Source organism: Bacillus cereus group sp. BfR-BA-01441, assembly GCF_022663075.1.
Classification (GTDB): Bacteria; Bacillota; Bacilli; order Bacillales; family Bacillaceae_G; genus Bacillus_A; species Bacillus_A cereus.
Window position 1 is genome coordinate 19,827 of record NZ_JAKUEU010000064.1, and the last position, 9,566, is coordinate 29,392.

Sequence of the window (9,566 nt, forward strand, 5' to 3'; positions counted from 1 at the left end):
AAAATAAATCATATATTGATAGCATAGGACAAGCAGAAACGCTTGTTCTAACCTCACAGAACACTCCTTATCACGGTTAGGCATCTACATAGGTAGATGCTTTTTTTATGTTGATGACTGAAAATTATTTATCAATATAATGTAGCAAGCATATTAGGACTATTAGGGGAAGATTACTTGTACAAATAACAGTATGCTTAATTAAAACAGTGAAATGTAAGGAGTGAGGAATAAGTGCTAAATATTTTAGTAGTTAATTTTCCAGCAGAGGGGCATGTAAACCCTACATTAAATTTAGTAAAAGCCTTTACTGAACGAGGGGATAACGTACATTATATTACAACGGCAAACTTTAAGGATAGAATTGAAGATTTAGGAGCTACTGTACATACTCATCCGGATCTATTAAAAGAGATTTCTATTGATGCTGAAACCTCATCTGGGTTAAATGCTTTCTTTCATGTGCATGTTCAAACTTCTTTATATATATTAGAAATTACGAAACAATTATATGAAAGTATAAATTTTGATTTCGTAATTTATGATATATTTGGCGCAGGAGAGTTAGTAAAGGAATATTTACAAGTTCCAGGTGTAGTGTCCTCACCTATATTTTTAATTCCGCCAGAATTTTTGAAGACATTACCTTTTCATCCAAATGCAGATATGCCATTTCAACCAGAGGAAATCTCTGAAAAATTACTAAATCAGATGGAACATAAATTTGGAGTAAAACCAAAGAATAATCTTCAATTTATGAATAATAAGGGTGATGTTTGTCTCGTATACACAAGTCGTTATTTCCAACCTAATAGCGAATCGTTCGGGGAAAATAACATTTTTATTGGACCGAGTATTTCAAAGCGTAAAACAAATATAAAGTTTCCACTGGAATCACTTAAAGAAAAGAAAGTTATTTATATTTCAATGGGAACACTGCTTGAAGGACTCGAACCATTCTTTAATACTTGTATTGATACTTTTTCAGATTTTGATGGGATAGTTGTAATGGCAATTGGTGATAGAAATGATATTTCTAAAATTAAGGAAGCACCAGATAATTTTATAATTGCTCCATACGTACCTCAATCAGAAATATTAAATAAAGCAGATGTTTTTATTACACATGGTGGTATGAATAGTGTACACGATGCCATTCATTATAATGTCCCATTTGTAATAATACCGCATGATAAAGATCAGCCAATGATAGCGCAAAGATTAACTGAGCTTGAAGCGGCACATAGACTATTGAAAGAACATGTTAATGTACACACTTTAAAAGAGGCCGTAACAGATGTACTTTCAAATGAAAAGTATAAATATGGTATAAGAAAACTTAATGATAGCTTTTTAGAATGTGGTGGTTCAAAAGAAGCGATTGCAGTTATTGAATCTCTTTTAAATAAAGTAAAACTTTAATTGGTGGGGCTTTACTGCCTGCAAATAGCGGGATAAATAGTCGTAACTGTATACAAGCATAGAGGTTCTCACCTTTATGCTTGTGTATTCTTATCCAGCAAATTGTACAGCAATATTTGCATGTAAAAAAGCAGTATCAAAAACGGGAACAGTAAGATCATTTTGGGAGATGAGTAAAGGTATTTCAGTGCAGCCTAATAATATACCTTCAGCACCGTTTTGAATTAATGATTTTGTAATTTGTAATAACCTTTTTTTAGATGTTTCTGAAATGATCCCTCTACTTAATTCATCTAATATGACATGGTGGATAAAAGTTCTTTCCTCGTCATTTGGGATAATTGTCTCAATGTTATATTTCGCTAATCGTGATTTATAGAAATCTTGCTCCATCGTTTGTTTTGTTCCTAATAGTCCAATACGTTTTATATTCTGTTCTACCATTTCTTTAGCACTTACATCACCAATGTGAAGAAGCGGGATAGATATTGCTTGTTCTACCTCCTCGGCAAATAGATGTACAGTATTTGAACACATTAATAAACATTCAGCCCCAGATTTTTCAACTTTCTTTGCAACTGTAACTAGTTCATTTTTCACTTCTTCATATTGATGGTTTTGTAATAAAGTAGTTACTTCACCAAAGTCCATACTATATAAAATTAGCTTCGCATTTTGATCGTATTGAGAGAGTGTAAGTGTATTAATATGTTTATAGTATAATGATGTAGATTCCCAACTTAATCCTCCAATCAAACCAATAACTTTCATAATGCATTCCTCCCGAAACGATTTTGAATTCATTATTTCATAATTCCGATAAGAATACAATGATTTAAATGTGCTATTTAATAAAAAATAAAAATAGTAAGAAAAGTGTTGAAATTTACATTCTTCAGTGCCATAATACGAATTACAAATTAATACTTATCCAGAGAGGTGGAGGGAACGGCCCTAAGAAACCTCAGCAACCCCTATGCAATTTTATAGGAAGGTGCTAATTCCGCAGAGGACACGATGTGTTTTTTGAAAGATAAGAGGATTCTTGAAAGTGAAAGAAAGTGACCTCTTATGTAAGAGGTCATTTTTTTGTTGTATAGAAAGGGAGTGTCGATGCATAATTCATTTTTAAATTAAATATAGAGTAATAAAAGTTGACTAATATGAGAGGGGAATTGTCATGAATAAATTATCAACAAAGTTAGTAGTAGCAATCGGTATTGGAGCAGCATTATACGGGATATTAGGACTTTGGGGATTTTCTATTGCACCGAATACATTTATTAAACCAGCATTAGCTATATTAACTGTTTTTGGAGCATTATTTGGTCCAGTGGCAGGACTGTTAATCGGACTTATCGGTCATACCGTAACAGATACGATTGCTGGATGGGGTATTTGGTGGGGATGGGTTATTAGTTCAGGAATTATTGGTTTTTCAATGGGGCTTATTCAAAAAAGAGTTGGTTTTAGTGTGAAAAACGGGTCGTTTAACAAGGGGGATATTTCTTATTTAGCAATTACTGGGCTAGTTGGTATTGTCATTGCTATTATATTTGCTGGGGCATTCGATATTATTGTGATGGGAGAACCATTTGACAAAATTGTTATACAAGTATTAGGAGCAACAATTTCCGATGTCATCGTTTTCTTAGTACTTGGATTGCCACTTACAATTGGTTTGGCGAAATCCAATAAGAAACATACACATTTAAAAATTGAAAAGTAGGGATGTTAACATGCAACCAATTATTTCGTTTGAACAATTCACCTTTCAATATGGGCATGCTGCGCAGCCTACTTTAAGTGATATTACCTTTCATATATACCCTGGGGAAAAAGTGCTAATTGCTGGACGAAGTGGTTCAGGAAAGTCGACATTAGCTCATTGTATAAATGGGCTAATCCCATTTTCTTACGAAGGGAATAGCACAGGTAACGTTTTAATTGCCGGTAAAGACCCAAGGGAAGGAAGTATTTTTGAACAAAGTAAACAGGTAGGAACAATTTTACAAGATCAAGATGCTCAATTTATTGGTCTGACAGTAGAAGAAGATGTAGCTTTTTATTTAGAAAATGAATGTGTAAAGCAAGATAACATGAAAAAGATTGTTTCGGACTCATTAAGAAAGGTGAAGATGCATACGTTTCATAAACAAAGTCCACATGAATTATCAGGAGGTCAAAAGCAAACAGTTTCTCTTGCTGGTTTATTAACAACAAATGCGGATATATTATTGTTCGATGAACCATTAGCGAACTTAGATCCACTAAGCGCCATACATACGATAGAACTTATGAAAGATATACATGAGCAGTATAATAAAACGATTGTTATTATCGAACATAGGATAGAAGAAATTTTAAAACTGGATTTAGACAAAGTTATATTAATTGATGAAGGTAAAGTCATTGCGATGGGAACACCAAAAGAAATCTTAGCGTCAAATATATTACCACGTATTGGCTTAAGAGAGCCTATTTACATCGAAGCATTAAAGAGATTACATTTTGATCGTAATAATGACGTAATATATCCAATGGAAAACCTTCAAAAAGAAAAGGTAAGCAACGTTATAAAAGAGTGGATGGAGAAACAAGTCATATTAGAAAGGAATGCTAAAAACAAGGAATTACTTAAAGTGGAGAATTTATCATTTTCATACCCTAATAAACAAAAAGTATTAGAAAATGTAAACCTTTTAATATATGAAGGAGAAATTGTGGCACTGTTAGGACATAATGGAGCAGGGAAATCAACATTAGCTCATAGTCTTATAGGTATAAACAAAATGAAAAATGGGAAAATTGTGTTAAAAGGTGAAGATATTAGTTCTTGGTCTATTCGTAAACGTGGGGAAATCATATCTTACGTGATGCAAAATCCAAATCATATGATTACACAGTCTACTGTTTTTGAAGAAGTTTCATTTACATTAACATTACATAATTTTTCTAAGGAAGAAATTAAGAATAAAGTAGAAGGGATTTTAAAAATTTGTGGTTTATATCCATTTCGTAATTGGCCAATTCAAGCACTAAGCTATGGGCAAAAAAAGAGACTAACAATCGCATCTGTATTAACAACAAATCCTAAGCTTATCATATTAGATGAACCGACAGCGGGACAAGATTATTATCATTATAAACAATTTATGTCGTTTATTAAAAACCTAGCTAAAAAGGGAATTTCATTTGTTGTTATCACTCACGATATGAATCTCGCGCTAGAATATACAGACCGTGCAGTAGTTCTACATGAAGGGAAAATTATTGCGGATAATACAGTGTTTGATGTATTAGGCGATCAAGAAACGTTACAAAGAGCCAACTTAAGAGAGAGTTCTTTAACCAAGCTTATTAAATTTAGTGGGATTGCATGTCCAGAAAAATTTATGGAGCTTTATTTAGACAGTAATAGGAGGGAGGAAGGTGCATAGTACATATTTTCATCGTATGGATGGGGTAGTGAAATTGTTTTTATTTATTTTTTGTATGACGCTTACTTTTTTGTTTTTTGATTTTCGGGTGTTGCTAATATTATTTATTATTGGGTGTATCGGACTCAGCATTGCTAAAATTCCATTTCGTAAAATTTTAATTGTTTTTAGTGTCATATTTACATTTAGTTTATTAAACTCTGTCATGATTTTATTTATTACACCAACTCATGGATCTGAATTAACTGAATCATATACCGCGTTTTTACATGTTGGATATGCAACGATTACATATGAAACATTATTTTATGCAGCTACACTTTCATTAAAGTATTTTACGTTATTACCATTTACACTTCTTTTTATTTACACGACAGATCCAAGCGAATTTGTAAGTAGCTTAAGTAAACTTGGTATTCATTATAAGATTACATATGCAATAAATATTGCACTACGTTATATTCCTGACATCCAGTCTGAGTATAAAATTATTAAACACGCGCAAGAAGCGAGAGGAGTGGCTTTTGAAAAAGGAGAAGCAAGTTTATGGGTTCGTATGAAGAACCGTGTTTTAATTTTCTGGCCACTAATCATTCATTCTCTAGAAAGAATAGATACGGTTTCAAATGCAATGGATTTAAGAGGATTTGGAAAGAAGGATAAACGTACATGGTTTTATACAAGTAAGGCGAAACGTGAAGATTTCATCGCTTTATTTGCCGGTATTTTCATATTTATTGTTGCGGTATATTTAAAATTAAACGTATTTCAAAACTTTTGGTATCCATTTTAAAGCACTCTTTAAACGAGTGCTTTTACTTATTTTTATGTAGACATGCTCAAAAAAGGGATATATACATAATGTATAATACGAACCAGTTAAAATGATCAACTACCTATTAGTTTTCAAACCAAAAGGAGGAGAAAATATGAGTTACGGTGGTTCTTGTGGTTTTGGTGGAGGTTTCGCTTTACTAGTTGTGTTATTCATTCTATTAATAATTGTAGGATGCAGCTGCTGGGGCGGAGGATACTAATTTTTAATTAGTCTTCACAAATGTAAACTAAAAAACATTGAAGATACTTATGTATCGAAACAAATAAAAAAGGAGCAACTATGCTCCTTTTTTATTTGTTTAAATGCGTATTCTCAATATATTTCGGGAACGTAATCGTTAAAGTCGTTCCTTTACTAACGATACTTCGGATTTTTAAACTTCCATGCATCGTCTCAATAATCTTAACAGCAACCATTGTACCTAAACCAGTTCCTTTTGTTTTTGTACTAAAATACGGTTCACCGAATCGATGTATTTGCTCCTGTGACATTCCAACTCCGCTATCTTCAATTCGTATTTCAACTTTACTATTATTGATAGATGAGGAAATATTTAAGGTACCACCATTAGGCATTGCTTCAATACTGTTTTTTATTAAGTTTAAAAAACATTGTTGAAAGTGCTGTTTATTACCAACAATGGTTGCCTCAGAAAAATCCTGTGTAATATGTATCGTATTCATATTACACAATGGCAATATCATATTAATAACTCGATTTAACTCTTGTTTTACTGAAATTTGATCTAATTTTTCTGGAGCAGGTTTGGCAAACGTTAAGTAATCATCGATAATTTCTTGGGCACGATTTAACTCTTCAAGTATATGTTTAATATATTCGTCTCTTGATTCAGGAGTTAAATTTTGTGTTTTTAAAAGCTGTGTAAATCCTTTTACAACCGTTAAAGGATTCCTTACTTCGTGCGATATACTTGCAGCGAGTTGGCTAACAATCTCCATTTTTTCCATTTTAATTAATTTTGAGCGCATTAATACAGCATCTTTTATAACTTCATTTATATAAACAATAAATAACATTAAAGTAGTCGGTAATACCATGAAATAAATAATATACAAATTATTCACTTCAAAATCTGATAAAGTTAATACAATTACAGTTGTAAATATTGCTAGGAAAAAGGTTAAAAACATGGAAAAAGCTACTTTAAGTTTTCTATTATATGTATTAAATTTTGAAGATGCGAGTGCTGTAACGATGAACATTATTCCGTAAACAACGACTGTTAGCATGTTAAAGCCATAAAATAAAAATCTTGTAATTAATAAAATTGTAAACAATATGATACCGACAGGGAATCCACCATAAAGCGTACCTATTATGACCGGAATTTGTCTTAAATCATGAATACAACTTTCATCCATATAGATAGGGTATCGCATACATAAAATAAGCGGGATACTAGAACAAAGGGTAATCAGTAGTATTTTATATTTCTTTAAATAGTGCCGGCTATCATATATGAAATAAAAAACAAATATACTACATAAAATGTATAGAAGATTATTTAATACGTTTTGATTAATATAAACAAAGTCCATAATATTTGCCTCGTTATTCTGAATTTACTTAACATATGTATTATACATAATAACATATGTTAAGGTGAATAAACCTTGTTAATACAAGATTAGTTTGGCTTTTTGTTATAAAATGCAAACATTTCTCAAACGTTAGCTATCCAAAGATACTTTTACTAAAATTTTTTACTCCTTCTTCCTGCATGTTCGGTAAAACATGAGAATAAATCCTAAGAGTTAATGAAATGTCTGTATGACCTAATCTCTCACTGATAATTTTAGGATTAACTCCTTGTTTCAATAGTATAGTTGAGTGTGGATGTCTTAAATTACGAGTTTTAATTTTTTTCACTGCTGCATTTTTTATTTCCTTATAAAATTTTTCCTTGAAAGCATTTCTGCATAACCCCCCACCTGATTTATTACAATTAATTAAATCTAAATCTTGATAAGCAGAACTGATTGGTAATAAGAAACGTTTGCATGAGATTCTAAATAAATATAAAAATACTAAAGGAAAGTAAGGTATGAAAAAACAGGTGTTTCAAGAAAAGTGGACGAGCTAGGTCGTGTAGTAATTCCAGTAAGAGTTTATTTGGGAAGTGGCTTTTAAAACTGATGTTGTTGAGTACATGTGGTAGTAAAAGGTAGATGGACATATGAAAAAAGTAGAAATTGATGTTAGTAGCAACAAACTTTTAATAGTTTAGGACGAAAATGTAACAGTAGTCAATCCACCAATGAGCGGATTTGGTGAGCAAGTCGCGGTTTAGATAAACGGTAAGGTTGATCGTGTAGATACTAAGTTTACTGAAAAGATAAAATGATTATTTTTAGAAAGATACCCAGACGGATTTAGTCGAGAAGCTAGTCAAAATCGCGTAGATGTGAAGTGAAAATCGTAAAAAAAAAGAGTCATGAGTGGAAAGGCTCATAGCTCTTTGTATAAGGGTAATGGTTTTATAGGTAAATATTATTATTAAATTCTAAAAAATTCAATGTTAGTAAATTAATTGGTATGTGATTTGGGTTTTATAGAAAGAGATCAGCTAACAACAGCTAGCACTTCTTTATTTTATTCACAAATAGTTCCAGTAGCTATTCCGGTTGGAGCGACACCTACTGGGACATTAGTGATAACAGTATTCGTAGCAATATCAATAACAGAAACAGTATTACTAGCTTGATTTGTAACATATGCTCGAGTGCCATCAGGTATGATGGTTACTTGATCAGGGGATAAACCAACAGAAATTGTATCAATCACAGTATTTGTCGCCACATTTATTACAGATACATTATTGCTAACTTTATTTACAACGTAAATAAGGTTTCCACCCGGTGTAATATCTATGCCAACAGGTTCGGTACCTACGTTAATTGTATTAATAACTGCATTGGTAGCGGTGTTAATAACAGAAACCGTATTGCTGTTTTGATTCGTGACATACGCACGAGTACCATCTAGTGTAAACACGATTATTCTAGGACGAATACCAACAGGGATGGTAGCAATAACTGTGTTGGTAGCAGTATTAATGACAGAAATTGTGTTGCTTAATTCGTTTGCAACATATGCAAAGGCACCATTTGGGGAAACAGTAATCCCTTGTGGAGCGATGCCAACAGGAATAGTATTAATAACTGTGTTTGTTGCCGCATTAATGACAGAAACCGTATTATTACCATGATTTCCAACATAAACAGTTGTGTTATTTGGAGAAACAGCTACACCTATTGGATTAGTTCCAACAGGAATGGTAGCGATAACAGTATTCGTAGCAGTATCAATAACGGAAACGGTATTAGAAAAAATATTAGTAACATAAGCACGAGCTCCATTTGGTGAAACTGTTACTTCAAGTGGTGCATTACCTACAGTAATTGTATCAACTACTATATTTGTTCCGGTGTTAATTACAGATACTGTATCATTTGTAGGGTCATCTATGAGTCCTGCATTTGTAGCATATACTAGGAAATTACATGCAGGTCCGGTTGGCCCGGTAGGTCCGGTAGGTCCAGTAGGTCCCGGTGGACAATCACAATCTCCAGTAGGTCCTGGTGGTCCTTCCGGTCCTTGAATCCCTGGCACACCTTGAGGTCCAGTAGGTCCCGGTGGTCCTTCCGGCCCTTGAATTCCTGGCACACCCTGAAGTCCAGTGGCTCCTTCCGGTCCTTCCGGCCCTTGAATTCCTTGTACACCCTGAGGTCCAGTGGGCCCTTCCGGTCCTTCCGGTCCTTGAATCCCTTGGATACCCTGAGGCCCAGTAGGTCCAGGTGGTCCAGGAATTCCCATTCCGGTCCCTGAACCAGTAGGCCCAGGTG

The 9,566-nt window shown here is 33.2% G+C and carries 8 protein-coding genes, 2 pseudogenes and 1 riboswitch; of the genes and pseudogenes, 6 read left to right on the top strand and 4 right to left on the bottom strand.

What is annotated here, in order from left to right:
- Positions 1 to 234: 234 nt before the first annotated feature.
- A complete protein-coding gene (locus MR107_RS21990; protein WP_078187833.1) occupies positions 235 to 1,422 on the top strand; it encodes a macrolide family glycosyltransferase in 1,188 nt (395 codons plus the stop codon).
- Between the two features lie 90 nt (positions 1,423 to 1,512).
- Here the strand turns inward: MR107_RS21990 and MR107_RS21995 are convergent, their stop codons facing one another.
- A complete protein-coding gene (locus tag MR107_RS21995; protein ID WP_075677068.1) occupies positions 1,513 to 2,193 on the bottom strand; it encodes an aspartate/glutamate racemase family protein in 681 nt (226 codons plus the stop codon).
- A gap of 153 nt (positions 2,194 to 2,346) precedes the next feature.
- Positions 2,347 to 2,462: riboswitch (SAM riboswitch) on the top strand.
- Between the two features lie 140 nt (positions 2,463 to 2,602).
- On the opposite strand from MR107_RS21995, the gene MR107_RS22000 reads away from it, so the two are divergent.
- The 4 genes from MR107_RS22000 to MR107_RS22015 all read left to right on the top strand — a co-directional run bounded on the left by MR107_RS22000 (position 2,603) and on the right by MR107_RS22015 (position 5,899).
- Complete coding sequence (locus MR107_RS22000) at positions 2,603 to 3,151, top strand: ECF-type riboflavin transporter substrate-binding protein (RefSeq protein ID WP_001038210.1); 549 nt, start codon at positions 2,603 to 2,605, stop codon at positions 3,149 to 3,151.
- A gap of 10 nt (positions 3,152 to 3,161) precedes the next feature.
- A complete protein-coding gene (locus MR107_RS22005; RefSeq protein ID WP_060852097.1) occupies positions 3,162 to 4,862 on the top strand; it encodes an ABC transporter ATP-binding protein in 1,701 nt (566 codons plus the stop codon).
- Positions 4,855 to 5,655 (top strand): energy-coupling factor transporter transmembrane component T family protein, encoded by an 801-nt coding sequence (locus tag MR107_RS22010; protein ID WP_000556372.1) that lies wholly within the window; start codon positions 4,855 to 4,857, stop codon positions 5,653 to 5,655. Before MR107_RS22005 ends, MR107_RS22010 begins: the two co-directional genes overlap by 8 nt.
- Before the next feature lie 136 nt (positions 5,656 to 5,791).
- Complete coding sequence (locus tag MR107_RS22015) at positions 5,792 to 5,899, top strand: YjcZ family sporulation protein (protein WP_000120182.1); 108 nt, start codon at positions 5,792 to 5,794, stop codon at positions 5,897 to 5,899.
- A gap of 91 nt (positions 5,900 to 5,990) precedes the next feature.
- On the opposite strand, the gene MR107_RS22020 is transcribed toward MR107_RS22015, so the two are convergent.
- Together MR107_RS22020 and MR107_RS22025 are read right to left on the bottom strand one after the other, a co-directional pair.
- The gene (locus tag MR107_RS22020) at positions 5,991 to 7,259 is read right to left on the bottom strand and encodes a LytS/YhcK type 5TM receptor domain-containing protein (RefSeq protein ID WP_226368730.1); all 1,269 of its coding nucleotides are present in this window, start codon (positions 7,257 to 7,259) and stop codon (positions 5,991 to 5,993) included.
- 136 nt (positions 7,260 to 7,395) lie between these two features.
- Positions 7,396 to 7,701 (bottom strand): annotated as a pseudogene (locus tag MR107_RS22025) (tyrosine-type recombinase/integrase); the annotation flags it as partial.
- A 196-nt stretch (positions 7,702 to 7,897) separates the two neighbouring features.
- Here MR107_RS22025 and MR107_RS22030 point away from each other — a divergent pair.
- Positions 7,898 to 8,011, top strand: a pseudogene (locus tag MR107_RS22030) (DUF3954 domain-containing protein).
- 302 nt (positions 8,012 to 8,313) lie between these two features.
- Here MR107_RS22030 and MR107_RS22035 read toward each other — a convergent pair.
- Positions 8,314 to 9,566: YVTN family beta-propeller repeat protein (locus MR107_RS22035; RefSeq protein ID WP_242292710.1), on the bottom strand; the 1,253-nt coding region annotated here is incomplete at its 5' end.

Bases quoted from the DNA above. Each gene is read 5' to 3' on its own strand.
- MR107_RS21995 (WP_075677068.1), bottom strand. From the start codon at position 2,193: ATGAAAGTTATTGGTTTGATTGGAGGATTAAGTTGGGAATCTACATCA.
- MR107_RS22000 (WP_001038210.1), top strand. From the start codon at position 2,603: ATGAATAAATTATCAACAAAGTTAGTAGTAGCAATCGGTATTGGAGCA.
- MR107_RS22005 (WP_060852097.1), top strand. From the start codon at position 3,162: ATGCAACCAATTATTTCGTTTGAACAATTCACCTTTCAATATGGGCAT.
- MR107_RS22015 (WP_000120182.1), top strand. From the start codon at position 5,792: ATGAGTTACGGTGGTTCTTGTGGTTTTGGTGGAGGTTTCGCTTTACTA.
- MR107_RS22020 (WP_226368730.1), bottom strand. From the start codon at position 7,259: ATGGACTTTGTTTATATTAATCAAAACGTATTAAATAATCTTCTATAC.